Source organism: Rhodohalobacter sp. 614A, from assembly GCF_021462415.1.
Lineage (GTDB): Bacteria > Bacteroidota > Rhodothermia > Balneolales > Balneolaceae > Rhodohalobacter.
On the sequence record NZ_JAKEDS010000002.1, the window covers coordinates 783,783 to 810,188 of the forward strand.

The window sequence follows — 26,406 nt, forward strand, 5'->3', positions numbered from 1 at the left end:
GAAAAGAACTACTCGTATCCAAGCTCTTTCTATATTTCTCTTGCAATGATTAATCTCTGAATTTCGGATGTACCTTCGCCTATCGTCATCAATTTTACATCTCGCAAAAAGCGCTCTACATGATACTCTTTTGTATAACCGTATCCACCATGTATTTGGATGGCTTCGAGAGTCGCCCGTTCCGCCATTTCCGACGCAAAGAGTTTGGCCATCGATGCCTCTTTTGTAAATGGTTTTTGTTGATCTTTATTCCATGCAGCCCGATGAACCATTAAGCGCGCGGCTTCAATGTCAACAGCCATGTTTACCATCTTATGTTCAATGGCCTGGAAATCTCCAATCGATTTTCCAAACTGTTTGCGCTCCCTGGCGTATTTCATGGATTCTTCCAAAGCTCCTCTCGCAATGCCCACCGAAAGCGCCCCGATGCCGATTCGTCCGCCGTCTAAAACTTTCATGGTGTCAACAAACCCGTGGTTAAGTTCGCCAAGCAGATTCTCTTCCTGCACCTTCACACTTTCGAAAATAACTTCTGATGTATCGGATGTATTCATTCCAAGTTTGTGAATAGATTTTCCCGGCTCAACGCCATTCCAATCCCGCTCAACAATAAATGCACTGATTCCCTTTGTTCCTTTTTCGGGATCTGTTCGGGCAAGAACAACATAGATATGGCCAACGGAGCCTTGTGTGATAAATGTTTTGGTTCCATTTAACATCCAGTGATTGCCATTTTTTACAGCAGTGGTTTTCAGGTCAGATGCATCGCTGCCGGTACCAGGTTCTGTTAGGCACCAGGCGCCAAGCTTTTCTCCTTTTGCAAGAGGTGTGAGATATTTTTCTTTTTGATGATGATTTCCTGCAAGGGCAATATGTCCGCTGGCAAGAGAGGTGTGTGAGGCAACTGTTAAAGCAATTGAGGCATCCCATCGAGCAATCTCTTCGATAGCCAGGCAAAAACTGACGGTGTCAAATCCGGCACCACCATATTTTTCATCATGATAGATTCCAAGCAATCCCTGGTCTGCCAGCATTTTAATAATTTCGTGTGGGAAGTTTTTTTCCTGATCTCTCTGAATAACATCCGGTGCAATATATCGCTCCGTAAAATCACGGACACTCTCCCGGATCATCTGATGATCTTGCGTTAATTCGAATGATAGATAATGAGTTTTTTCAGGGGAATTCAAATGTGTACGAGGATTTAATTTCAAATTATGGAAACGCTTCCAAAATATAACGGTTATCTTCCCAAATTCATTTGATTATTCCTGTCTTTAAAGAATTGAAATATTAGAATTTAGTTTTTTAAAAGATTTTTGGAACATTCTTGCGTGCCGGATGTACCAAAAAATAACAACAAGATGAATTCATCATCTTTGCTCAATCAACAATAATTCAAGATAAAAGCGCAAGAGGACATCATGATTAAGAAAGCAATAATGTTAGCAAGTGTTATGGTTCTTAGTTTTGGAATCGCATTTGCTACAACAAACCCTGAAACAACGAAAGCAGATACTGAAGCCTATGCAATCATCACAGGAAGTGTGGTTGATGCGGAAACAGGAGATGCTGTAACGAATGCTACCATAACCCTTACGGGTACTGAACTGTCTACCACTACTGATGAGTACGGTACATTTACCTTTGAAGAGGTAGAAACCGGAAGTATTACTCTTACTGTTGAAGCTGATGGTTATCAGACAGCAGAACAATCAGTAGATGTTACAGAGGCAGGGGCCAATGTAGAGATTGAAGTTACCCCTGAAATGTAACTTATACGTCTTAACTACTTATTTAAAAAGCCCTCCATTTGCGAGGGCTTTTTTTATTTCCGGAATAATCAAAACAGATTCATCCAAAATTCCAGTTGACACCCCGCCCGATTTCAGGATCAGGAAATTCCCAGCTTACCGCTCCCTGATCGCATGCATACATACAAGTGCCGCATTCAATACAATCTTCTACCTGAAAGTGAACCACGTTTTTCTCATCAATGGTGTAGCAATTTGCAGGGCAGGTATACGTCGTTGCTTTATGAGGACACGTAGAATTGCAAATGTCCGTATTTACTTTTATATGAGGTTTAATATCTGATTTTGCCTGATTTCTGTAGTTCACAAGGCCGAGACGTTCGGGAAGACTTAGCAATTTCATTTCGAAAGAATTTTTTAGTAATAAGTTTCTTTTGTTTGTCAGTAGCCAGTGGTAAGTGGTTTTTTAATTCTAAACCAATAACCAACTGTTCCCACGAATCACATTCATTTATAGTGCTTTCCCACCTTTTATTCCTACTTTCATCAAATCCCACCAGGAAGCATGTTTCTTTACGGAATCATTAAGCATCGTTCGCGCTTTCTTTGTGGGTTCATTTTTGATGGTGAAGAAATTCCGCCCGAAGTCACAAATCAGGTTTGGCACTTTTTGTGTCATAACCGGATCATGTAACAGGTGAACGGCATCCTGGAAATTGTTGATGTCTTTCATCACATAACTCTCGCTCAATGCATTCTCATATTCTATTAAAGCGTTTTCGCTGAAATCATTTTTTTCTTTTGATTTGGCAATGGTTTCAGCCGCAAGAATTCCGGAACGCATTGCATAATCCATTCCCTGAATGGCTTTACCGGCATTCATCAGTAAATTGGCTGCTTCGCCGCAAACCAAGAGTCCGTCTTTATACAGTTTTTTGGGCATGATGCGTTTGTCGCCGGAGGAAACGATATGCGCCGAGTATTCTACGATTTCTCCGCCTTCAATCATATCTGCAATAACAGGATGTGTTTTGAATTTATTAAGGATATCCTGAGGTTTTTTATTCTTTTCTCTGAGATCTTTCACTCCCAAAACAAGACCGACGGAAAGAGTATCTCGATGCGTATAGAGAAATCCGCCGCCTTCAACGCCATCTGTGGCAAATCCGACAAACTCATTGCTCATTCCGCTTTTCTCCCGAAGTTGAAAACGATCTTCCAGTTTCTTTTGATCGAACCGAATGATTTCCTTGATTCCGGTCAATACGTGGGCAGCCGGGACATAATCACTTTGCAAACCGACCTGGCGAGTCAACAGATTATTTACTCCTTCAGCAAGGATCACAGAATCCGCATAGAATTTTTCATCACCGGTTCTAATGCCCACAGCTTTGTCATTTTCAAACAAAATTTCTTCAACAAGAATATTCGTGGCGATAAAGGAGTCCATTGCGAAATCACTTTCGTCGATTGCTTCCTGTACTTTTTCGGCCAGCCACCTGTCAAATTTGGAACGAAGGACAACAACACCACTGTAGGGAGGTTCATTAAAATGAGAGGATTTAAAATCAATGGTGAAGCAGGATTCTTCATCCATAAAACTGAGCCGCCGGTGATTGATATATCGATCCCAGCCACCATCTTCTTTCCAGTATTCGGGTACAAGTTTGGCAAGATCATTTCCCCATAAAACTCCGCCCGATACATTTTTTGCCCCGGCAAATTCCCCTCGCTCAATTAACAGGAATTTCATGTTATTACGGGCCAGAGTCATGGCTGCAGAAAGCCCGGCAACCCCGGCACCGACGATTATGCAATCAAACTTTTCGTCCATAGAACACTAATAGTATTGAGTAATGAGTATTAAGTATTGAGAGGTTTTGAAATATGAATCTAATGACAACTTGTATATTTCGTCCGATACTGTTAAACAAGTAAGTTCATAAATTTTGCTACTTGCTACTTGCTACTTGCTACTTGCTACTTGCTACTTGCTACTCCAACTACTCACTTTTAATTTTCTTCAACTCTTCAATAAACGGTGGAAGTACCTGGTAGAGATCTCCGACTATTCCGTAATCAGCAATATCAAAAATAGGTGCATCGGGATCTTTGTTGATGGCAACAATCACTTTGCTATTTGCCATTCCTGCAACGTGTTGGATGGCTCCTGAAATTCCAACGGCGATATAAAGTTGTGGAGAAACAACTTTTCCGGTCTGGCCGATTTGAAGACTTGGATCATAAACGCCGGCTTCAGTCAAGGCTCGTGAAGCTCCAATTGCGCCATTCAAAAGAGAAGCCAGTTCTTCGACCAGGTTTTGGCCTTCTTCATCCTTAACGCCTCGTCCGGCAGCCACAACAGTTTCTGCTTCGGAGAGATCAATTTTATCCCCGGTAGCCCCGATAATCTCTTTCAGAGTGATTCTCAAGTCATTCTCATCAAAAGAAAAGTCGATTTCTTTTATTTCAACATCGGCAGATTTTTCGGTTGCTTCGTAGGAACCGGATCTTACCGTAATAAAAACCGGGGTTCCTTTTGCCTCAACAGACGAGATGATTTTCGATGCCATTACGGGACGTTTTCCTTTCACGCCTTCATCAGTCAATTCAAATTCCGACATGTCCGAAAGGGCAGGGGCGTTCTGGTTTGCAGCCAAAGCTCCCAGAATGTCTTTTGAACTTTCTGTGGATGCAAAGGCCAGTAATCTTGGATTGATCTCTTCCACAGCCTTTGCCAATGCTTTCAATAAAGGACCATTCAGGTGATTTTTAAAAATAGGATCCTGGATTGTGTAGATCGCAGATGGTCCGTAACCGCTAACTTTCTGTGCAACCTCTTTGGCATTTGAATCGATGATTAAAGCAGCTGAATCCAACCCCGATTCTTCAGCAATTTCATTACATCTTGAGAGAACTTCGAGAGAGGAACGTTTAACTTTTCCGTCATTGACGGAAATATAGGTTAATAAAGTACTCATTCTTATTTCTTTAAATTCTTTGTCTGATTAGATAACATTTACTTCAGTGTCGAGAAGCCGTGCAACTTCGCGGGCGATTTCATCGGGTTCGCCTTCATATTTCTTTCCGGCCTGGCGAACAGGTTTCTCCTCGAAAGAAAGCGTCTTGGTTTTTATGGATCCAGCTGAAAAATCAACACCAAGATCTGTTAATGAAATGGTATCCACCGGTTTTTTCTTGGATTGCATAATGCCTTTCAGGTTTGGAATCCGTGGATCATTCATGTCATTTGAGCACGTTACCAAACCCGGAGAAGGAATTTCAATCAATTCCTGTCCTAAATCGCCCTGCCGTTTCACTGTTAAAAATCCATCTGTCATTTCCATTCCTACTACATTGGTTGTGTAAGGAATATCCAGGAATTCAGCGAGCATGGACCCGGTCAGCCCGGCATCCGTATCCTGCGATTGTTTTCCACAAAAGATGTAATCGTATTCTTGATTTTTGAAGAAAGCGGATAATACCTTTGCATACGCAAAAGAATCAAAATTACTGTCGGTGTCGGTGATAATATGATTTCCTTTGTCAGCCCCCATTGCAAGAGCTTTCCGGATGGTTTCTTTCGCCTTTTCCGGGCCGACTAACAAAACCTCCACTTCGGCACCGTGAGCCTCTTTCAAAACCAGGGCCGCTTCAACAGCGGAAGCATCGTAGGCGTTTAAAATATTCCGATCAGTATCCTGTATGAGTTTGCCTTCTTTAATTTGTAGAGGAGCATTTACATCGGGAACCTGCTTTATACAAACCGTTATTTTCATACTTGATGTTTGATTTAAAATTGTTATGGAAACGCTTTTCCAGCGCATCAATGAATATACAAAACATGATCCAAAAAGATTAAGGCCAATCTTTCCTTAAATCAATCGGGAGATCAATGTATGGATTCCAAATTAAGGCTTGCCGTAAGGAATAAGAAGAGATTTTTTAAAAAGAGGAAGATCAGATCTCAGAGTCGCCTGACGGAACAGATGCATCCGTTTGGCTTGTACTTTGTTTGCCAAAACCTGTCGCCCGATCAACGATTTTTTTGAACTCTGATGAAATGGATTGAAGCCGTTCATCCCACTCTTTATTCACTGTAACTCCTTGAATAGATTCATGATACGTGATAAGTGTGTATGCAACTGCAAAGGGTTCAAAAATGGCACGAATAATCAGGGAAGTAAGGAGAAATACGCCAACTATCGTGATAATCTGAAACCAGATGGCATCAAATAACATCATCATAATAACGCCGGGAATACCCAGGATAATGAGCAAGCCGACGTAGAAAGCTTTGCCAAGAAACCACACTTTTAATGCTGACATTAAAATGGGTTTGTAGGATTGAGCATAAAGAATAATTCCATGGCGGGCGCTGTTCCAAACATTTTCCTCATCTTTTGCAATTGCGTAGGAAAGAATGGCCTCATCAACATAACTAAGAGATCGTTCAACAATCTTTGCCGCCCAACGGGCAACATCTGTAGCACCTCCGCCAAGAGGTAACCAATCAACAATTCGCACAAAACGGCGCGTAAATCTTTTCACTACACCATGAATCAACTGATCGAGTCCGAAGAGAATGCTGACATCTTTGAAATTAGTCTCAACAATTTCACGCCCGTATGCAATTTGAGTTTTCTGATCAGGAAGTTCATTATTTACATAAAATTTGGTAAGTACAGCTATATGAGCTCCTTTCACAAGGTAGAGAATATAACGGCGGCCAAAGTAAAGGACTGAATAAGGACCGGCGACAGCTACGATAAAAAAGAGATAGGCAAGCAACTCCACCCGTTCAGCGAAGAAATAAGCGAGTCCCCCGAAAACACTAAACCAAATAACCGATACCAGGAAAAATACGCCGTACACCAAAATGTTAAGTCCCAAGAAAGGCGTTGTTTTTGTTAAAAGTTTAAATGCTTTTCCAAAAGCTTTTGGCTTGGCTGCTGTGGTTGTTTCCATGGAGGTAAAATTGGTGGGTTCGGTTATAAGTCTTTGTTTCTCAGTTTTAAATCATACTATTGGTATATGCGTTTTTTAAATCTGAAATGTATCATAAAAAAGAAGCCTTCTTCTTATTACTGATTTTATGATCAAAAGCCGCTCTCTGGTAATTTATCTGATATGTATTTCGTGGAATCTTACCTTATATTTCGCACGCTTAAATAAAATCTATACTCAGCCTTTTGGAAAGAATTTCAATCCGACCTGAATATTCAAAAACTGGAGTTGCCGCTGCTATTATTCTTGTAATCCTTTTGGGATTGGTATGGACAGGCAACAGCTCTTTTGAAGATCGGGTAATTACAGTTCGCTATTTTCTGTTTGCACTGGTAGCTCTGATTGCGTTTATAACGCCCTATATTTTGTTCCCGGACAGAAATATTTCCACCATTCAATTGGGAAACTTTTCCGGGGCTTCAATCAGAAAATATATACTGGGAAAAGTCTGGAATCTTTCCTGGCCAATATTCCTGTTGATTGCATTCATCTACTTTGGAGATTTGCAAACACCGTTTGAATCACTGCTTGAGAAGTTTATGTACACATTCAGCAGCCTTTCACTTTTCTGCGGAGCTCTGCTCGTCTCCCTGGTTCGATATGTTAAAAGTGGCGAATCATCTCAATTTTGGAAGGAAGCTGAAAAAGGAGAGGGGCAGAACCATTTTTCATTTTTCCTGAAATACAATCAGATTGATCCGAGTGCGCTTCCAAGTCTTTTAAACACAATGTTGGTTTTTTCCCTTGGAGCCGCATCTTTGGTTATCGGATCCATTTTGCAGCAGCAAATCTCACTTTTTGCAGAAGGTTTCTTTTACATGAGTATTCTTCTGATGGGTTTGTTTCTTTACTTCAAACGAACGCCGTCTGTTGACCGAAGTTTTTATCTGACGGATGCTTTTTTCCACGAATTTTTTGGAGTTACCCTGAAGGGAGAGGAATTAACCGTGAAGCGTGAAGTTGAACAACTTTGGTGGGTTCCTGGCAGAATTAAGATGCATGTTTGGCAATTTTTGCTTCAGCTTGATCGAAAAATTCCTGCAGGACGCGTAGTAGCGGCGGGACATGTAGCAGTTTGGTTTATCGCCTATCAACGGCCTGAGCCACAATTTTTGACAATCATTTGGATTCTATTTGGGATATTCCACCAGCTTTTTACCCTGATGAGCATCCAGCAAGAAATGGCACCTCACTGGATCTTGCGTTGGGTTGATAATAATCACATTTGGACTCTAAGCCGTTTTTGGATGCAATTGCGTTGGCTTTTGCCTTTACTGCTTAGTATGAATGTTCAGTATTTTATTTTTGCCACGCCGGGATTTTATGAACAGGCAATTGTCATTACGATATATTTGGGAAGTGCTTTTTTTACTTCTCTTTTTGGAACCATGAAATTAAAGCAGGATTTGAAAACGTAGAAATGCTTGAAATCAACGAGTTAACGAAGCAGTATAAGCCGGGCAAGCCCATCTTCAACGGGATTTCCAAACAGTTTGAAGCTGGCAGCAGAATTGGATTTATTGGCCCGAACGGATCAGGAAAAACAACTTTTCTGAGAATTTTATCGGTCAACTCATTTCCCACATCCGGCGAGGTTTTGTTTGAGGGTTTGAATATTCATCAATCCCCGCACCAGTATTTAAAAAACGTTGGACTGGTTCATGATGAGGAATCCCTGCCTCAACATCTGAGTGCGTCAGAACTGCTTCAGTGGATACTGCGAAGCCGTTCACTTTGGAATGATGATTCCCATAATCAGATAAACAATATACTGGACGCTCTGTCGCTCGTAGAAAGAGACGAACCAATCGGCACTTATTCCACAGGGATGAGAAAAAAGACACAGATTGCGGCGGCGTTTATTATCAAACCAAAAGTGCTGATCCTGGATGAACCATTGAGGGGTTTGGATGCTTCTACCCGTGAAGTTGTCTTTGGTTTATTGGATAATGCCAAAACTCAGAATACGTTGATTTTAATGGCTTCTCATTCTATGGGGACGGCTCCGGATTTCTTTGATGAGATCGTGGAATTTCCATTGTAGCTTCTTATAGTTAAAGAGATTTGGCTACAGGATTTTAAGTTCAATTTTTTCGGCCAATTTTGGGAATCTCTTCAAGTGAAGCAAAGCGATAGGGCAGAATCTCTTTACCGTATTTTTCAGTGTAGACCTGTGTGAATACGGCGCCTACCAAAACAACGAGAATGTTGTAGTACACCCATATCACAAAAATAATAAGAGAACCGGCAGCTTTATAGGCCGCTTCAATGCCACTCGTTGAGAAATAATATGCGATGAGGTATTTGCCAATCAAAAATAAAATAGTTGTTACCATGCCCCCAACGGCAACATTTTTCCAGTTGGCGTGAATGTCCGGGAGAATCATAAAAATGAGCGTAAAGGCAATGGTAGCGATAATGATTGTACCGATTTGTGTGGCAAGTAAATAGTAATCCAGGCCGATATTGGGTAAATAATTCAAAAGCCATCCGCCAAATGTTCCAAGTGCGGCCTCTGTGACAAGAGATGCAATTAAAAGAAGACTTAACAGGATAATCATCCCGAATGAAAGAAGTCTGTTAAAGACAAAATTCCAGATTGAATTAATCCTGATTTCCTTCACATTCCAGATTCTGTTCAGAGCAATCTTTAATTCTCCGACAACAGTCGTGGCACCAAATATAATGGCAATAATCGCAATGACTGTAGTCACAATCCCACTCTCTTCCGGGTTTCGCTGAACCAGGTATTGGTTCAGGTTGTTGATCATGGTTTCATCAAGGAAACCTCCGGCAAAGTAGTGTACCTGCTCAACGATGGTTTGCTCGCTTAAGAAAATTCCTCCCAATGCAAGAACCAGGATAAGAAGTGGGGCGAAAGAAAAAATGGTGTAGAAAGCAATGGCTGCACTGAAAGTAAAAATCTCGTCTTCAACAGCTTTGTTCACTGTGTTTACAAGCAATTCCCAGATATCTCTCAACAAACTTTTCATTCTTAAAAAATAGAATCTAAAACGCGGTCGAGTTCATTCGTGGTGTTATAATAATGAGGTGAAATACGAACGAATCCTTCCCGCGCTGAAATCGTCATTTTTTCTGTTTGAAGCCGATGAACGACCTCTTCGGCATTGCTATTCTCTGGCAACGAAAATGTAAAAATACCTGCATGATGCTCAGGTGATTTCGGTGTAATGATTTGAACACCATTTATCGGCAATACATTCGCGAAGAGATGAGCTGTGAGTTCCATAATTTCTTTTTCAACAGCTTCTTTTCCAATTCCAAGCAGGTTTGAAAGTGAAGCATTGAACCCGACAATTCCCATCATATTGAACGTACCTGTTTCCAGGTGTTGGGAAATGGGCAGCCACTCTTGGTTGAAATTTGAAAGTTCCCATGGAGTTTCTACAGACAACCAACCGGTTTTTGCCGGAGTAAGATCATTCGCCAGTTTCTCTGAAAGGTAGAGAAATCCGATGCCCATCGGCCCCATCAGCCATTTATGTCCGCCGGTGGCAAGTGCATCTATTTGGCAGGCTTCAACATCAATCTCTATAGCTCCGAGTGCCTGAATTCCATCCACAATAAAATAGATGTCATTTTTTTGGCAAACTTCTCCGATGGATTTCAAATCAGCCCGGAAACCATTCAGGTATTGCACAGCACTGATGGAGACGAATTTAGTTTTTGAGGTAATTGCATCTTCAATCATATCCCTTGTAACCTTTCCCTCGTCATCCGGTTCCAGATAAATCAGTTTTACACCTTTTCTTTCAAGAATTCGAAAGGGTTGAATGTTGGCGGGGAACTCCATTGTATTGAGGATAATTTCATCTCCGGGATTCCAGTCAAATCCTTCTGCTACAACCGAAATTGCATCGGACGTATTTCCCATAAACGAGATTCGGTCGGTTCCACCGGTATTGATAAGTTGAGCGATGAGCCCGCGGGTTTCCTCAGTTATTTTCATCCATTCTTCAAAGTTGTCAATATTTCCGCTGTTACGGTCAGAAATGAAACGTTCTAAAGCTTCTTTAACCCGATCCGATTGAGGAGAAATTGCCGCATGATTTAGATATGTATGATCTTTTTCAAGGTGAGGGAAAATGGCTCGTAGTTCAGACTTGTTCATAAAATAGATTTATTGTTCAATTTGTGTGACACCGGCGCTGACCGCAAATTTCATGGCATCGGCCGGATTGACGTTGAGCGGAGAAACTTTGGCTGGATCGACTAAAAATAAATTTCCTGAAAAGTTATAGGAATGAGGAAAATAAACAGCCACCCTGTTCTCAACATGGAAGAGCTGAAGGCTTTCCTCCGTGATGAAACCGATTCGGTCAACTCCTTCCATAAGGTTTACAACAACCGGTTTGTTGAATTTTTTCTTATTTCCCACAAACGCTTCTGTGAAATCTTTAAACGCCGTATAGATAATTTTTACAAAAGGCGTTTTTGAGATCAGCTTTTCGAAGTACGAAAAAATGGGCCTCGAAATAGTCCATGAAACCGCCAGGCCAAGCAATACAATCAAAATAAAAGCGCTGAGAATGCCTAACCCCGGAATTTGAAATGGTAACCAGGAAAATAGCAATGCATTCAGAGTTGCGTTGGCCCAGTCAACAATCACAATAATGATGTAGAAAGTTGCAAACGTGGGTAACACAAAAAGGAGGCCGCGAAAAAAGTAGTTAAATATCAGTTTCATAGGGTACAGGTTTATTTGTGAGCAAATAATAAATAAAGATACGGAACAAGTGTATGCGATATGAAGAGAACTTGTCCCGTCAAAAGCCTGAACTGAAGAACTTCTTTTGGCTTTTGATCTTTTCGTGGTAAATCGGGTGAGGTTAAGTTTAAAATTTTTTATTTTATGAAGCTTGAGGATAAATCTTACGCCCATTACAATATCGTTATGCCAAAAAAGTCATCTGCACAAATCAGAAACGAATTTTTCGAATTTTTTGAAGAGAAAGAACATCTGATTGTGGACAGTGCGCCGGTCGTTCCGAAAGACGATCCCACACTTCTTTTTACCAATGCAGGGATGAACCAGTTCAAACCAATTTTTCTTGGAGAAGAAGACGGATTGAATGAGAAGGGGAAACTGTGGAAACGTGCGGCGAATACTCAACGATGTATCCGTGTGAGCGGGAAGCATAATGACCTGGAAGAAGTTGGACACGATACGTATCATCACACGCTTTTCGAAATGTTGGGGAACTGGTCCTTTGGCGACTATTTCAAAGAGGAAGCCATCGAATGGGCCTGGGAACTGCTTGTAGAGCGTTGGGGCATGGAACCCGACCGTCTGTACGCAACGGTTTTCGGGGGTGATGAAGACGAAGGTTTACCGGTGGACGAAGAATCGATTGAACTGTGGAGATCCAAAACGTCCATTTCTCCCGATCATATTTTGAAATTTGGCAAGAAAGATAATTTCTGGGAAATGGGGGACACCGGTCCATGTGGACCATGCTCGGAAATTCACATTGATTTGCGTCCGGACGAAGAGCGAAAGAAAAAGCCCGGATCAGAGATCGTAAATATGGACGATCCGCGTGTAATGGAAATCTGGAATCTGGTATTTATCCAGTTCAATCGCTTGCAAGACGGTTCCCTCGAGAAACTTCCCGCCCAGCATGTGGATACCGGAATGGGTTTTGAGCGTTTATGCGCAGTTCTTCAAGGCAAGAAGTCCAATTACGACAGTGATATTTTTGAGCCGATTTTAGACAAAATCAGTGAACTTTCCGGCAAAGCATATGGTGATGATGAAGAGATTGATATCGCCATGAGAGTAATTGCCGATCATATTCGTGCCGTTAGTTTTTCTATAGCTGATGGAGCCTCTCCATCCAATGAAGGCCGGGGATACGTGATTCGAAGAATTTTAAGACGAGCTGTTCGATATGGCTGGGACCGCCTTGGTTTCGACGCTCCCTTTATGGGGAAACTGGTTCCGGTATTAGCTGAAGAGTTTAAGAATGTATTCCCTGAACTCCATGCACAGCAAGAATATGTGCAAAATGTTGTATTAGCCGAAGAGCGAAGCTTCCTGAATACACTTGGCCAGGGAATTCAGCTTTTTAATGAGATGATTGAAGGAGCAGATAAACTTTCGGGTGATGATGCTTTTAAACTTCATGACACGTACGGATTCCCGATTGACTTAACCCAACTGATGGCCCGGGAGCAAGGAATTTCTGTGGATGTTTCCGGTTTTAATCAGTTGATGGACGAGCAGAAAAAACGGGCCCGGGCTGCCGGCAAGTTTACTCATACCGGAGGAAGTGATATTCAGTGGAATCAAATTACTGATGGTGAGTTCGAATTTATTGGATATGATGAGGTTGAATCTGAGGTAGAAATTACAGCATCAGCCGTTGATGACGATGAAAACCTGATTTTATTAAACAGAAGTCCGTTTTATGCAGAATCGGGTGGCCAGATTGCCGACACCGGGCTCTTAGAAAAAAATGGAAGTGTTATAAAAGTCCTGGATGTTCAAAAAACTTTGGATGGTCACGTTCATTATGTTGACCAGCTTCCGGAAGATTTGAGCGGAACATGGACTGCAAAAGTTGATGTTGACCGGCGCTGGGAAATTGAGAAACATCATTCGGCCACACACTTGATGCATGCCGCACTGCGGGAAAAATTGGGGAAACATGTAGTTCAAAAAGGTTCACTTGTAGAACCCAATCGCCTTCGGTTTGATTTTTCTCACTTTGAAGCGGTTTCCAAAGATGAGCTGGAACAGGTCGAAGAACGCATCAATCAAAAAATACAAGAAAATATCCCACTTAAAGAAGAAAGGTCTGTTCCTATTGAGGAAGCCAAAAAACGAGGAGCCATGATGCTTTTCGGTGAAAAATACGGCGAGCGTGTCCGGATGATTACATTTGATCCGAATTATTCGGTAGAACTCTGTGGAGGAACTCATGTGAATGCCACTGGAAAAATCGGTTATTTCCGGTTTACACATGAAACTTCTGTAGCCGCAGGAATCCGAAGAGTTGAAGCTGTTGTTGGTAAAAGTGCCGACAAAACATTGCGGGAAGAACGTAAATTGATGGAGGACATTAAGGGGCTTCTTGGAGATCAAACCGATCCGGCCCAAAGTGTTCAGCATTTGATTGATGAGAAAAAAGCTTTAGAAAAAGAACTCAAAAAACTTCAGCATCAAAAAGCAGCTGGACGGCTGGACGAGATTCTGGATCAACCTGATGAAGTAAATGGTGTAAAACTCTTTACGGGTCAATTGGATGGTGGTTCTATGGATCGGCTGAAACAGTCGGGCTATGATGCCTTAAATAAATCTGACACGAGTAGCGTGATTGTTTTGGCAACCGTGAATGAAGAAGAAAACAAAGTCTATTTACTGGCAGCCATCACAGATGATCTAATCGGAAAGGGAATGAAAGCTGGCAATTTGGTGTCTGTATTAGGAAAAATAGTCGGTGGTGGAGGTGGAGGTCAACCAAACCTTGCAACTGCCGGAGGACGTTTCCCCGATAAAACCAACGAAGCTTTTGAGACGGCTAAAGAGTGGATCGAAGAACAGAATTTGTAAAAACCTGTGTTAGCAAGTCTGTAAACTTCTGAAATTTTGGGTATATTTTGCAACTAATCAAAATTTGAATAGGACATTTTAACGAACGTTATGGCGAAGAATAAACAAGAAGCATTTTTTGCGCCTGTGGGCCTGAAAAATAGAAATAACGGTAAAAAAATTGACAAAGCGGTAGATCTGCCGGAAGCTACAAAAAAGAAACATGACGATTTAGGTCTTTCGAATGAAGACCTCGTTACGATGTTCGAAATGATGTATTTGCAACGGCGTTTTGAAGAACGTGCTATGCAAATGTATCAGAAAGGTAAATTTGGTGGATTCCTTCACTTATATATTGGGCAGGAAGCGGTTTCGACCGGTACTGTTTTTGCCCTGAATGATGATGACGATATTATTACTGCCTACCGGGATCACGGCTGGGGACTTGTTCGTGGCATATCTGCAAAAGAAGGTATGGCCGAGCTTTTTGGAAAAGCAACAGGTTGCTCCAAAGGGAAAGGCGGATCCATGCACTTCGCCAAAACCGAGAATCATTTTTGGGGCGGATACGGAATTGTTGGCGGACACATCCCGATTGCGGGTGGAATTGCATTCGCAAACAAATACCAGGAAAATAATCGCGTAACAGCTTGTTTCCTGGGTGATGGTGCTGTAGACCAGGGTTCTTTGCATGAGACTCTGAATATGAGTCAGCTATGGAAGTTGCCATGTATTTATGTGGTTGAAAACAACGGTTATTCCATGGGTACTTCTGCCCGCCGCCACACGGTTGGGGAAATTCATGAAAGAGCGAAAGGATATGGAATGAAAAGCGCCGTATTTAATGGCATGGATACTCTTACCGTTTACGAGAATATGAAAGAGATTGCTGATGATGTCCGTAAGGACAATCTGCCATATTTTGTTGAGATACGAACCTATCGTTACCGTGGACATTCCATGTCTGATCCTGGTAAATATAGAACCAAAGAGGAACTTGAGGAATATCATAAAATTGATCCGATTGAACGGATGAAAACCTATCTCATGGATGAAAAAATCATCAAAGAAGACAAGATAAATGAGATACAAGATAAGGTAGAAGAAGAGGTGATGGATGCAATCGATTTTGCTGAAGAATCCGACTTCCCTGAACCGGAAGCTCTTTATGAAGACATGTTCACCGGTACACCTTATTTCCACGATAGACAGTAAACAACCGAATCGAAAGCTAACCAACGATAATCATTAAGAATTTAAAGAATGGCCCAATTACAATTTAGAGAAGCACTCCGTGAAGCAATTGATGAAGAAATGGCCCAGGATGATAGCATATTTATCATGGGTGAAGAAGTTGCCGAATATGATGGCGCTTATAAAGTTACGGAAGGCCTTCTTGATAAGTACGGTTTAAAAAGAGTTATTGACACGCCTATTTCAGAATTGGGTTTTGCTGGTATTGGTGTTGGGGCTGCCATGAATGGTTTACGTCCCATTGTAGAGTTTATGACCTGGAACTTTGCAGTCTTGGCTGCAGATCAAATTCTGAACCACGCATCCAAAGTAAAATACATGTTAGGGGGACAGGCAAGTGTTCCTATTGTATTTCGGGGACCGAATGCTTCCGCAGGTCAGCTTGGGGCAACCCACTCCGTGGCATATGATTCAATGTATGCACAGTTTCCGGGGTTGGCGGTTATTTATCCTTCAGAACCCGATGATGCCAAAGGACTACTAAAATCTGCAATTCGAAGTAATGACCCTGTGATTTTCATGGAATCTGAGCAGATGTATGGGCTTAAAGGCGAAGTGTCTGAAGAGGAGGACTACATCATTCCCATTGGAAAAGCCAAAGTGAAACGTGAAGGTGATGATGTGACTGTTATCGCCTCCGGTAAAATGTATCATATTGTGAAACAGGCCGCCGCACAGTTGGAAAAAGATGGCGTGGAAGTTGAAATCATTGATCCAAGAACAATCAAACCGTTTGATATAGAAACGGTTATTGAATCTGTCAAAAAAACTAATCGTTGTGTAATTGTGGATGAAGCTCATCCTTTTGGCGGAATGGCGTCAGAGGCAGGATTCTTAATTCAGCGCGAGGCATTTGATTATCTTGATGCGCCTGTTAGAAGAGTGACCTTACCTGATGTAAGTGCTCCGTTTTCCAAGAAACTTTTCGACCTTTGGTTACCAGATGCAAAACAGGTTATTGATGCTGTAAATGCAGTTACCTATCGTAGTTAAACAGCATACCGATTAAAAAATTACTGATATTTAATAGATTCTAAACCAAATTTGAATAACGAACTGATATTATGGCCATAAAAATTGAGATGCCCAAACTCAGCGATACCATGGAAGAAGGGGTTATCGCCAAGTGGAATGTAAAAGAAGGAGATAAGGTAAGTTCCGGAGATGTTATTGCCGAGGTGGAAACCGACAAGGCAACGATGGAAGTTGAGGTGTTTGATGAGGGTACGATCCTCAAAATTCTTGCACAAGAAGGAGATGCCATTCCGTTAGGAGGCCTTATGGCTGTGGTAGGTGAAGAAGGAGAAGATATTAGTGATATTCTCGATGGAGCTGCGGGCGGATCCGAACCAGAAAAAGCTGACGTTGAAGAAGAGGAAAAATCCGACAAGAAAGAATCGGCTCAGAAAGAAGAGAAAAAAGAAGAACCTTCTCAAACCTCATCCGACAATGGACGGATAAAAGCATCACCTCTGGCGCGTAAAATGGCAGAGGACAAGGGAATTGATCTGAACCAGGTTGAGGGATCGGGCCCGGAAGGACGAATTGTTAAACGAGATATTGAGGATTATAAACCATCTGCAGCTTCGGCTCCTTCATTTGCATCTGAAGAAGGCCAGGATATCAAGATTTCCCAGATGAGAAAAACAATAGCTCGTCGCCTTTCTGAGAGTAAATTTACAAATCCGCATTTCTATGAAACGATTGATATCGACATGGAAAATGCAATGGACGCCCGTGTTCGGTTGAATGAAATCAGCGATGTGAAAATCAGTTTCAACGATATCGTAGTGAAAGCATGTGCGGTTGCTCTCAGAAAACATCCCTATGTAAATTCTTCATGGATGGATGATGTGATTCGTCAACATGGGGATGTAAATGTAGCTGTTGCCGTTGCAATTGAAGAGGGTTTGATGACTCCCGTTATCAAACATGCTGATAAGAAAAACCTTCGACAGATTTCATCCGAAACCAGAGAATTGGCCGGACTCGCCAGAGACCGAAAACTTCAACCGGAACAAATGGAAGGAAGTACCTTTACCGTGAGCAATCTCGGAATGTTTGGAATTGAAGAATTCACAGCCATTATCAACCCGCCAAATGTTTGTATTCTTGCAGTTGGAGCTATTCGTGACGTACCTGTTGTGAAAAATGGAGAAGTGGTTCCGGGCAAGCGAATGAAAGTAACACTTTCCAGTGATCACAGAGTTGTAGACGGAGCAAAAGCTGCGGATTTCCTGAGCACCTTACGCGAGCTTCTGGAAAATCCACTGAGTATGCTTCTCTAAAATAGAGTGAGTTTCTTTTTAGGACGGACGGAGGAATATTGTTGAAACGGTGTCGGATGAAAGACTTCCGAAGATACCTATTCCTCCATCCGTTTGATAAATCAGGTTTGGTATCTCTCCGGGTGATAACGTAGATCCTCCAAGCTGAACCTGTTGAGATCGAATCAAGTCCACCAGATTTTTGTCTACGGATTGAGTTACGATTAATGTCTCACCGTAAAAAGCTACGCCCAGCCATGGATATTGCAGTGTAATGGTTCCATCTGAATTTTCTTCGAAGCTCCCTTCATTGATAAGCCCCGAAGAATTGATTTCAAAATCTGTGTATTCAACATCATCTTCATCAATTGCTGCCCGGTAAAAAGGAGTCATATTATCAATACTTGCATGAAGGGCTATGGCGCTGAACACAAACACATTCTGAGGTTGAGTTTTCTCAGTAGCTGAAAGAACAAGCTCCAACTGATTGGCTTGATAGGTTAGGCTAACCGGAATTTCATTGATAACACTAAAACCATCCGGAACTGTAGTTGTGGCCTGGATCACCTCAGATCGGTCCTCAAAAGATACATCCAGGCGATAGGTTCTTTTTGGTATTACCTGGTGGATGAAATTTTCAGGTTCGTAGATTTTCTTGAGGGAATTGTAGGTGTAACCAAAAATCTCGTCTTCATTTCCATTTTCATCCAAGAGTACGATCTGTACATTTGCATTCGTAAGTATGGATTCCGACAGAATATAAACCTCATCGGCCGGGTTGGTTTTAAAAACTCTAACTGCCGGTAAAGTATCATTCGCAACTGCGTAACTTTCAACCACTACGTATTCCTGGTAAGTATCCTGTTCATAAGGATCGCATCCAACAATGAGAAACAGAAGAACCGGAATTATTGACAAGTATTTCATCATTCTAAAAATTTACTGTGTATGAAATGGAGGGAAGTATTGGCAGCAGTGTTACGTCTTGTCTTTCAATAGGATTTTCATCAAAATCATAATTGTAGAACCAGATATTTCTACGCGAATAAACGTTGATGATCTGTAACTGCCATTCGGCTTCACCCAGGTTAAAGAATGTACCCTGTCTGCTGAAGGACAAATCCAACCGATGATAGGAGGGAAGGCGTGCCGCATTCACATTCCCCACCACAAAAACATCCCGATCGCCGTTATCCCAGGGAATATCTGAAAGTTGATATCTGCCGAGAGGTTCGGTATATGCCTGGCCGGTTGCATAATTAAAGACGGCAGAAAGACTCCATCGATCCGACAATCGATAACTGGCGGTAACATTTACATCATGAGTTCGGTCATATTTTGGCGGATAAAATTTTGCCTGTGTGGGATCATCAAGAATCGGGGAATTAAAACCGGGGAATTTTCTCCGGGTGACTCCGTAAGTATATCCCACAAAGCCGTTAAACCGTCCCACCTGTTTTTCAAAAAAAGCTTCCAGGCCGTATGCATATCCTTTTCCGACCCTGAAAAGTTCGGAGTATTCCTGGCCAGCCGCATCATTCAGAAAGGGATCCAGTTCAAAAAGATCTCGCATTGTTCGGTAGTAAATTTCAACATCAAATCCATATCCTTCGAAAGGAACTGTTTTAGCACCTATTACAAATTGGTCGCCATAAGCCGGTGAAATTCCTTCATCGGAGGTCAGCCACAGATCAAAACCAGAAAATGCTTCGTTTGTGATAAGGGTCAGGTATTGATAATATCGGCCATAAGCAGCCTGAAAACGGATTTTCTGAATGGGGCGAAATTCTGTGGAAAGCCTTGGTTCTAATCTCAGATAATCTCCTTCCGAGAACGAATTTAACCGTATTCCTCCCGTAAATTTCCACTGATTGGATGGACGCCATTCATTCTGAAAAAAAGCAGATAAGTATTGGGATTCAATTCGTTCATTAAACGTATCCATATTGTCAAAACGGTCTCTGAAACTCAGGTTCAGATTTCCGGCCCAAATACCTGCTTTAAACGTGTGTTTCTCATTGGGCAAATATTCCAGGTCAGCCTTTAAAGAAAAATCATAGATTTCATTATCTCTTTCAAAAGGCGTGCCGGCAATATCAAATTCCGGTTGATTAAAGTATCTGGATCCGGTTGCCGTGAATGTACCAAAAAGCTTCTCTGTGAAGATACGCCTCCACTGAGCGGTAACGGTCTGATTTCCATATTTAAGAAGAATGCTTCCATCTTCCTGGAACGGGAACGAGACATTATCATTCCCGGAATAGAAGGCCAGAGAAAGACGGTCATTTGGAGTTGCATCAAAATTCAGTTTTCCGTTGATATCGTAGAAATAGAATTTATCCGGAACGTTATCCACGCTTTGCCTGAGTACGGCCAACAAAGGTTCCAGTGTAGATCTGCGAACAGCCAGCATCCATGAACCTTTGCTGTACGGACCTTCAATTGAAGCTCTTGATGAGAGCAGACCCAGACTGACGGCTCCACTGGTTTCATTTCGGTTTCCATCTTTGTTGAAAATGGTTAAAACAGAACCGATTCGTCCGCCAAATTCAGAAGGATATCCGCCTTTATATAAACGAACATCTTTCACCGCATCGGGATTAAATGTGGAGAAAAAACCAAAAAAGTGGGAAGGATTATATACAGTTGTTTCATCCAGGAGAATCAAGGTTTGATCGGGGCTTCCGCCACGAATGTACAAACCGCTGGAAAAATCAGAAGCTGCTTTCACTCCGGGAAGAAGCTGAATAGAACGAAAAACATCCGGTTGAATTACTGAAGGAAGTTCTTTAATGAGTTCGATATCAACCTGGGCAGTTCCGATATTCCGGAGTTCTTCACGTTCCGCTTCCGATTCAACATAGATCGCCTCCATTTCAACACCTTCCGGAATCAGTTCTATATCAAATCGTAAGCTTTTACCGGCTTCCAATTCAATTTCTGCCTCAAATCTTCTGAAACCGATATAACTGGCGGCAAGGGTATAATTTCCCGGAGGAATATTTGTGATCGTGTAATATCCAGATGTATTGGAAGATGTGCCGCGATTGATTTCCATCAGGGCAATATTGGCCATTAAAAGAGTTTCTCCGGTCTGGCTATCGGTGATAAATCCGTTAACCGAGGCATTATCCTGAGCCATTGCCTTAAAAAACGGAATGAGAGCCAATGAGATGAACAGCAGCAGTTTTAACTTCAAAGAAATAATTTTTGAGTGTTTTGAGTTTGTCAATTACACGTCTCTTGAACTTAAAAAGTTATCAGGAAATTCCGGTGAAATGAATATTAAATCACTGAATTAAATGGTAATAAAATAGTTTTGAAGATATTCAGATACGCAGAACTTTAATAATGATCCAGAATACGATTCCCGCTAAAAAAACGTTATATTAACTGTGAATCGGGAAAAGAAGTTTTAAACCGATTTATTGTTCATTGAAATTTTGGGGATGTACCGGATTCGACGGGTTGAGTACAATTGCAGGCTGCATGCCGAGATTGACCGATGAATCTCGTTAAACATTCATCATGGAATAATGTAATTGACAACAATTACTCTTACAGACTCGCAGCATAAACTGACGAGTCCGTTCCTTTGGGTACTTGCCAGTAGGACCCATCGCGAGCGCCGATAAAACTGGCTTTTCCCAAGCGCATGTCTGTTGCGTGGAAGGAGAACTTAATACAGAATAGGATGGAGTTGCTTTGCTATTGAGCATTGCTTCATCCGAAACCTTAATCAATAGCTAAGCATGTAGATGCTTGACGATTTACCTTCTCGGACGCGGGTTCAACTCCCGCCATCTCCACAATTGATTTAAAACCCTTGTCTACTTGTTAGGCAAGGGTTTTTTTATTGGGAAATTAGTGTAACACTATCTGCTATTTTTTTACTGCTCTTGTCTAATCATCCATAGAATAATAGAAGAGAAGAAAATGCAATGAACCCATTCATCCGCTTATCTGCGCGCAAAAGAATTACGATGAATTTGATAATTACTTGCATCTCAATGATTTTGGTCATCAAACTTTTATTATTTAAATAGTTACAGATAGGCATGTCTTAAAAAAATTAATGTTAAAGAAAATTAATATTGAGTATATTAAAAATAACAAGTAAAGCTGTTCGCCTTCATAAACTACAATTTGGAAATCTGTCGGGGAGATGATTCCAAATAAATATTGGTTGGCAATACGTGGAGGTAATTTTTTGGGCCAGTTCTTTCAAAGGGTTTAGCAAATTGTATCTGGTCGTTATTCACACAATTTCTAATGAGCAAATATGATGAATCAAATTAGAATATGTCTCATCGAAGATTCCGAAAAGGATAGAAAAATCATTTACAATGAATTAATCGACTTGTATGGAGATTGCAAGATCGATGTAATCGAATCGTATGATAAACTGAAAGATAGTTACAAGCTCAGTTACTATGATATTATCATATGTGATTTTAAGCTCTCGGATTACAAGGGGGTTGATGCTCTTTTTTATGTACGCGAACGGGATCTGCATATACCGTTTATTTTTGTTTCTGACCTGGAATGGGAAGATGCCACAGTAGATACCTTGGTTTTGAATGGCGCCACGGATTACGTTTTAAAGAGTAATCTTAAGCAACTTCAGTTTGTTATTCGGAGAGAGATTAACCGCAGCCGACATTATTCAAATACAGAGCAAAAATTAAAGGCAAGCGAGTACAGGTTTCGATCTATTGTGCAGTCGATTAATGGAATTGTCCGCGAGGTGGATTTGAATACGTTTGAATACATTTATGTGAGTCCCCAGACGGTGAATATTCTGGGTTATGCGGAATCCGATTGGTTTAACAATCACTATTTTTGGATTGAACATATTCATCCGAAAGACCGGAAAAAGGCAAGTGCAAAAGTTGAAAAAGCGATTAAAGAAGGGGGGAATCATACCATTGAATACAGAATGATCAATTCTGATGGCGATATCGTCTGGATTCGGGATCTTGTTACAATCAAAGAAGAGAACGGAGTTCCGGTTTGGCTGGATGGTTTGATGATTGATATTTCAGAAGAAAAAGAGGTGGAACTTCAACGAGATCATGCACTCGAGAACGAAAAAAGAAGAATGAAAGAGCAGAAATGCCTGTGGAATATCACCAGTTTGGACGAACAGGAATTCACTATCTCTCAGCTTCTTCAGCGATCTTTAATGCACATTCCCATCGGATTCCAATTCCCATCTGTTACGGGAGCCTGTATCCGGTACAACGGTGAAGAATATCAAACCAGTAATTATGAGGAAAGTGAGATTAAACTCGTCTCAGAAAACCAAAAAATTCGGAATGGACCACTTTCTATTGAGGTAGTGTATCTGAGTGATGAAAATGTGGATTTAAAGCAACCTTTTTTGAGAGAGGAGAGACATCTTTTGGATACGATTCTGGATATTTTATATATCAAGATCAGCAAGAAATTAACAACAGATGACCTGAAGAGACACGAGCAGCTTCTTATAAATACATATGAACTTGCCCAACTCGGACGATCTTTATAAATAAGAGTGGAAAATGAGATTCTGAATTTAATTCAGAATCTCATGTTATAATTATCCTACAGTCCACGTTTCAGGTCCTCGAAGAAGCTCATCCAGATCTCCAACGCCTTTACGTTCAATCACTTCATTCACCTGCGCATTTACACCTCCATCATAGCATGGACGGTCAACGGCAAAAAGAACACCAAAAGGCCGTGGAAAGTGAGACTCCGTCTCATCGCGAGGCTGATCAAAGAAACGTGACAGCAAATGAGCTTTTGTAGTATCCGTTTCATCATGAATCCAGAGATCGTCCCGGGAATATTCACCATCCTCAAGAGACACGATTTCAGGCTTTAATCCATCAAGGCGAATTCCCTTTTCACTCTCTTTTCCAAAAATAAGAGGTTCTCCATTTTCAAGATAAATCGCTTCCCGCGGGCGGGATTTTTTATCCGTAAATAATTCGAATGCGCCATCATTAAAAACGATGCAATTCTGATAAATTTCCAACATTGAAGTACCTCTGTGCTGGCTTGCACGTTGCAGCATTTGCTGAAGGTGACGAGGATCTCTATCCATGGCTCTGGCAACAAACGTTCCATCTGCTCCCAAACTCAAAGAAAGTGGGTTGAACGGATGATCAATGGATCCATATGGAGTAGATTTAAAGACAGATCCTTCAGGTGAAGTTGGGGAATATTGTCCTTTCGTCAGGCCATAAATCTGGTTGTTAAAAAGAAGAAGATTAACATTTACATTTCTTCGAAGTAATTGGATGAAATGATTGGCTCCGATAGATAAAGAGTCGCCATCACCTGTGATTATCCAAACACTTAATTCTGGCCGCGATACTTTTAAACCGGTAGCAATTGCAGGAGCTCTTCCGTGAATGGAATGCATTCCAAATGTATCCATGTAATAGGGGAACCGGGCCGCACAACCTATCCCGGAGATAAATACAATATCTTTCTTGTCCACGCCAATTTCGGGCATGGTATTTTGTACCTGTTTTAAAATGGTGTAATCACCACAACCGGGGCACCAACGTACATCCTGATCGGAAGAAAAGTCCTTACTGCTGTAAGAAATATTTTCAGGTTCACTGTTTCCGTTTTTTAAATGCTTATCAATTTGTGTAACAAGTGACATTATGCTTCTCCGTTTGATTTGGAAGAAATAGCGTCTTTAATTTTTCTTATTAATTCATCAACAAAAAATGGCCGGCCTTTAACCTTGCTAATTCCAATGGCAGGAACCATAAATTTGTCGCGAATCAAACGAACTAATTGACCGCTATTCATTTCCGGAACCAGGATCGTGTTGAATCCCGAAATCAGTTCTTCAAGATTTTTTGGAAATGGATTCAGATACTTAATATGTGCATGAGAGATGTCCAGCCCTTCATTTCGCAGTTCTCTCAAAGCTGTTCTGATAGATCCGTAGGTTGAACCCCAGCCAAGAACAAGGATATCTCCCGAATCATTACCACTGTCAACTTTTTGAAGCGGAATGTTATCGGCGGCTTTATCTACTTTTTCCTGCCTGATAAGAGTCATTTTTTGATGATTCTCCGGATCGTAAGAAACATTTCCGCTCAGATCTTCTTTTTCAAGTCCACCAACCCGATGTTCAATTCCCTTGGTTCCGGGAATCGCCCATTTTCTAACGAGACGGTCATCACGCCTGTAAGGCATAAAAGGCTGAGCATCTTCGCCATTTCGGGGCGGCTCGAATGTAACTTCAATTGGTTTCAGATCTTTTTGCTGAGGAAATTTCCACGGCTCTGAGCCATTGGCAAGATACCCATCCGAAAGGAAAAAGACGGGAACCATGTGTTCCAGTGCGAGTCGGCAGGCTTCAAAAGCGGCATCAAAACAATCGGCCGGAGTTGAAGGTGCTACTACAATTGCAGGACTTTCTCCATTTCGGCCATACATAGCTTGCAATAAATCAGACTGTTCCGTTTTTGTAGGCATACCAGTTGATGGACCGGCACGCTGAACATTCAGAATCACCAATGGTAATTCCAGCATTACGGCCAGCCCTATGGCTTCTCCTTTTAAAGCTATTCCCGGACCAGAAGAGCTTGTGACACCGAGGTTACCCCCAAAAGCTGCGCCGATTGCAGACGATACGGCAGCAATTTCATCTTCAGCCTGGAACGTAGTTACTCCAAAGTTTTTTAACTTGGAGAGTTCATGAAGAACATCTGAAGCAGGTGTAATAGGATAGGAGCCAAAAAAGAGTGGCAGATTTGCCTGTCTTGTCGCTGCAACCAATCCCAGTACAGAAGCTTTATTTCCGGTGATACTTCGATATTCACCCGGTCCGATTGACGCTTTGTGAACGGTATATTTTTCTGAAAATATTTCTGCCGTTTCACCGAAGTGATAACCTTCTTTCAACACTTTAACATTGGCTGAAGCGATTTCCGGATTATTCTTAAACTTATTCTCCAGGAAAGAGACCGTTGATTCCAGCGGCCGGTTGTACATCCAGTAGAGTAGCCCCAGAACAAACATGTTTTTAGCCCGCTCAACGTCTTTGTAAGAGAGGCCCGTATCCGAAAGGCTCTCCTTGGTCAGCTTGGTGATGTCAATTTCATAAACGGTGTATTCACTGAGAGTACCATCTTCCAGCGGATTGTTTTCTTCACCGTATTTGGCAAGGTTTAGATTTTTTTTATCAAAGCCGGAAGTATTTACAATAACTGTTCCGCCTCTTTTCAAAAGAGAAAGGTTCGCTTTGAGGGCGGCTGAATTCATAGCAACTAAAACATCACAAGCATCGCCGGGTGTGAGGATTTCCCTGCTCCCAAAATGGAGCTGAAAGGATGAAACCCCGGGAACGGTTCCTGCTGGGGCGCGAATTTCGGCCGGAAATTCGGGCAAGGTTCGTAAATCATTTCCTTCGAGTGCAGTTGTGTTCGTAAACAGGGAACCGGTGAGTTGCATGCCATCGCCAGAGTCACCGGCAAATCGAATAGTTACCTGTTCACGTACAAGATTTTGTACATCCATTACAGTGTGTTATGGTATTGGATAGGTGTGTTAAGAT

The 26,406-nt window shown here is 41.7% G+C and carries 21 protein-coding genes and 1 other RNA gene; 9 read left to right on the plus strand and 13 right to left on the minus strand.

Features of this window, described 5'->3' with window-relative positions; all coding sequences use genetic code 11:
- Positions 1–29: 29 nt before the first annotated feature.
- The gene (locus L0B18_RS12100) at positions 30–1,190 is read right to left on the minus strand and encodes an acyl-CoA dehydrogenase family protein (protein WP_255695631.1); all 1,161 of its coding nucleotides are present in this window, start codon (positions 1,188–1,190) and stop codon (positions 30–32) included.
- Positions 1,191–1,442: 252 nt separating this feature from the next.
- On the opposite strand from L0B18_RS12100, the gene L0B18_RS12105 reads away from it, so the two are divergent.
- Positions 1,443–1,775, plus strand: a complete 333-nt coding sequence (locus tag L0B18_RS12105) for a carboxypeptidase regulatory-like domain-containing protein (protein ID WP_234572042.1) — start codon at positions 1,443–1,445, stop codon at positions 1,773–1,775.
- 79 nt (positions 1,776–1,854) lie between these two features.
- Here the strand turns inward: L0B18_RS12105 and L0B18_RS12110 are convergent, their stop codons facing one another.
- The 5 genes from L0B18_RS12110 to L0B18_RS12130 all read right to left on the minus strand — a co-directional run bounded on the left by L0B18_RS12110 (position 1,855) and on the right by L0B18_RS12130 (position 6,722).
- Positions 1,855–2,157, minus strand: coding sequence for a ferredoxin family protein (locus L0B18_RS12110; protein WP_234572043.1), 303 nt, complete (start codon positions 2,155–2,157; stop codon positions 1,855–1,857).
- Between the two features lie 108 nt (positions 2,158–2,265).
- Positions 2,266–3,588: an FAD-dependent oxidoreductase gene (locus L0B18_RS12115; protein ID WP_234572044.1), complete on the minus strand. Its 1,323-nt coding sequence runs from the start codon at positions 3,586–3,588 to the stop codon at positions 2,266–2,268.
- Positions 3,589–3,757: 169 nt separating this feature from the next.
- Positions 3,758–4,735 (minus strand): electron transfer flavoprotein subunit alpha/FixB family protein, encoded by a 978-nt coding sequence (locus L0B18_RS12120; RefSeq protein ID WP_234572045.1) that lies wholly within the window; start codon positions 4,733–4,735, stop codon positions 3,758–3,760.
- A gap of 27 nt (positions 4,736–4,762) precedes the next feature.
- A complete protein-coding gene (locus tag L0B18_RS12125; protein WP_234572046.1) occupies positions 4,763–5,533 on the minus strand; it encodes an electron transfer flavoprotein subunit beta/FixA family protein in 771 nt (256 codons plus the stop codon).
- A gap of 181 nt (positions 5,534–5,714) precedes the next feature.
- Complete coding sequence (locus L0B18_RS12130; protein ID WP_234572047.1) at positions 5,715–6,722, minus strand: hypothetical protein; 1,008 nt, start codon at positions 6,720–6,722, stop codon at positions 5,715–5,717.
- A 224-nt stretch (positions 6,723–6,946) separates the two neighbouring features.
- On the opposite strand from L0B18_RS12130, the gene L0B18_RS12135 reads away from it, so the two are divergent.
- Positions 6,947–8,179, plus strand: a complete 1,233-nt coding sequence (locus L0B18_RS12135) for a hypothetical protein (protein WP_234572048.1) — start codon at positions 6,947–6,949, stop codon at positions 8,177–8,179.
- A 2-nt stretch (positions 8,180–8,181) separates the two neighbouring features.
- Complete coding sequence (locus L0B18_RS12140; RefSeq protein ID WP_234572049.1) at positions 8,182–8,805, plus strand: ATP-binding cassette domain-containing protein; 624 nt, start codon at positions 8,182–8,184, stop codon at positions 8,803–8,805.
- A gap of 40 nt (positions 8,806–8,845) precedes the next feature.
- On the opposite strand, the gene L0B18_RS12145 is transcribed toward L0B18_RS12140, so the two are convergent.
- The 3 genes from L0B18_RS12145 to L0B18_RS12155 are packed head-to-tail and all read right to left on the minus strand — an operon-like array spanning position 8,846 to position 11,469.
- A complete protein-coding gene (locus L0B18_RS12145) occupies positions 8,846–9,754 on the minus strand; it encodes a YihY/virulence factor BrkB family protein (protein WP_234572050.1) in 909 nt (302 codons plus the stop codon).
- Positions 9,755–9,756: 2 nt separating this feature from the next.
- A complete protein-coding gene (locus L0B18_RS12150) occupies positions 9,757–10,893 on the minus strand; it encodes an aminotransferase class V-fold PLP-dependent enzyme (protein WP_234572051.1) in 1,137 nt (378 codons plus the stop codon).
- Between the two features lie 9 nt (positions 10,894–10,902).
- The gene (locus L0B18_RS12155) at positions 10,903–11,469 is read right to left on the minus strand and encodes a DUF502 domain-containing protein (RefSeq protein WP_234572052.1); all 567 of its coding nucleotides are present in this window, start codon (positions 11,467–11,469) and stop codon (positions 10,903–10,905) included.
- 165 nt (positions 11,470–11,634) lie between these two features.
- Here L0B18_RS12155 and alaS point away from each other — a divergent pair, with 165 nt between their 5' ends.
- From alaS to L0B18_RS12175, 4 genes are all read left to right on the plus strand, one after another.
- Positions 11,635–14,337, plus strand: a complete 2,703-nt coding sequence (gene alaS, locus L0B18_RS12160) for an alanine--tRNA ligase (RefSeq protein ID WP_234572053.1) — start codon at positions 11,635–11,637, stop codon at positions 14,335–14,337.
- Positions 14,338–14,427: 90 nt separating this feature from the next.
- Complete coding sequence (pdhA, locus tag L0B18_RS12165) at positions 14,428–15,531, plus strand: pyruvate dehydrogenase (acetyl-transferring) E1 component subunit alpha (protein ID WP_234572054.1); 1,104 nt, start codon at positions 14,428–14,430, stop codon at positions 15,529–15,531.
- A gap of 48 nt (positions 15,532–15,579) precedes the next feature.
- Positions 15,580–16,563 (plus strand): pyruvate dehydrogenase complex E1 component subunit beta, encoded by a 984-nt coding sequence (locus L0B18_RS12170; RefSeq protein WP_234572055.1) that lies wholly within the window; start codon positions 15,580–15,582, stop codon positions 16,561–16,563.
- 71 nt (positions 16,564–16,634) lie between these two features.
- A complete protein-coding gene (locus L0B18_RS12175) occupies positions 16,635–17,858 on the plus strand; it encodes a pyruvate dehydrogenase complex dihydrolipoamide acetyltransferase (RefSeq protein ID WP_234572056.1) in 1,224 nt (407 codons plus the stop codon).
- Positions 17,859–17,876: 18 nt separating this feature from the next.
- Here L0B18_RS12175 and L0B18_RS12180 read toward each other — a convergent pair whose 3' ends face one another.
- Together L0B18_RS12180 and L0B18_RS12185 are read right to left on the minus strand one after the other, a co-directional pair.
- Positions 17,877–18,767: a DUF4249 family protein gene (locus tag L0B18_RS12180; protein ID WP_234572057.1), complete on the minus strand. Its 891-nt coding sequence runs from the start codon at positions 18,765–18,767 to the stop codon at positions 17,877–17,879.
- 1 nt (position 18,768) lies between these two features.
- Positions 18,769–21,036 carry a TonB-dependent receptor gene (locus L0B18_RS12185; protein WP_234572058.1) on the minus strand — a complete coding sequence of 756 codons (2,268 nt, stop codon included), beginning with the start codon at positions 21,034–21,036 and terminating at the stop codon, positions 18,769–18,771.
- A 246-nt stretch (positions 21,037–21,282) separates the two neighbouring features.
- Here L0B18_RS12185 and ssrA point away from each other — a divergent pair.
- Both ssrA and L0B18_RS12195 read left to right on the plus strand, forming a co-directional pair.
- Positions 21,283–21,649: a transfer-messenger RNA gene (gene ssrA / locus L0B18_RS12190) on the plus strand.
- Between the two features lie 470 nt (positions 21,650–22,119).
- On the plus strand, positions 22,120–23,367 hold the full coding sequence (locus tag L0B18_RS12195; protein WP_234572059.1) for a PAS domain-containing protein: 1,248 nt from the start codon (positions 22,120–22,122) through the stop codon (positions 23,365–23,367).
- Positions 23,368–23,418: 51 nt separating this feature from the next.
- On the opposite strand, the gene L0B18_RS12200 is transcribed toward L0B18_RS12195, so the two are convergent.
- Both L0B18_RS12200 and L0B18_RS12205 read right to left on the minus strand, forming a co-directional pair.
- A complete protein-coding gene (locus L0B18_RS12200) occupies positions 23,419–24,498 on the minus strand; it encodes a 2-oxoacid:ferredoxin oxidoreductase subunit beta (protein ID WP_234572060.1) in 1,080 nt (359 codons plus the stop codon).
- Positions 24,498–26,369: a 2-oxoacid:acceptor oxidoreductase subunit alpha gene (locus L0B18_RS12205; protein WP_234572061.1), complete on the minus strand. Its 1,872-nt coding sequence runs from the start codon at positions 26,367–26,369 to the stop codon at positions 24,498–24,500. Before L0B18_RS12205 ends, L0B18_RS12200 begins: the two co-directional genes overlap by 1 nt.
- Positions 26,370–26,406: the final 37 nt, after the last annotated feature.